Origin of the sequence: Shewanella sp. 4t3-1-2LB (assembly GCF_017368415.1) — a bacterium.
In the GTDB taxonomy this organism is placed as follows: Bacteria; Pseudomonadota; Gammaproteobacteria; order Enterobacterales; family Shewanellaceae; genus Shewanella; species Shewanella fodinae.
The window spans coordinates 1-666 of record NZ_JAFNJD010000124.1 but is presented as its reverse complement, the minus strand read 5'-3'; the positions used below and the strand labels follow the sequence as shown (position 1 = coordinate 666).

At 46.4% G+C, this 666-nt stretch carries 1 protein-coding gene; it reads right to left on the bottom strand.

The annotated features are described in order from the left end of the window. Window positions 1-666 (bottom strand): IS110 family transposase (locus J3L11_RS18895; RefSeq protein ID WP_207571996.1); only part of this gene is annotated, 666 nt, incomplete at both ends.

Genomic DNA, 666 nt, shown 5'->3' with positions numbered 1-666 from the left:
CCATGACATCGGTTCTGTTTATCCCGCACCGCATAACCGCCCGTGCACCATGGATAAGCAAGGTTCTTAAATCTCGATTACCACTCTTTGATAAATGACCGAGAGAGCTTTTCCCTCCAGAGCTATGTTGCTTAGGAACCAATCCGCACCACGCTGAAAACTGCCGCCCATTTTGAAATTGGTTCCCGGTACCAACCTCACTGAGCAGTGCGGTTGTTAAAATAGGACCAAAACCAGGAATACTCTTGATGGCATCATATCGAGGGTGCTGTTGCCCAAGCATCGTGATTTTGCAGGTGAGCTCATCAATCCTTTCACCGATATCTATAAGGTCGCTATACAACGTGTGCAGTAACCCCCTCATGACATGAGACAGTTCATTCTCTGCGTCTTCGATTATCAGAGGTAAATGACTGTGCAGTGCCTTTATTGATAACGGAAATGTAATGCCATATTCGGCAGATAAGCCTCTAATTTGATTAGCAAGTGCAGTGCGTTGTTCAACTAATCGGGCTCGAACACAGCGGAGAGATTTGAGATCTTGCTGCTCTACCGATTTAACGGGTACAAAGTGAATGTCTGGGCGAGAAAACGCCTCACATATTGCCCTCGCATCGTTGGCATCATTCTTTTGCCTTCCAACGAATGGTTTAACATGTTGTGCGG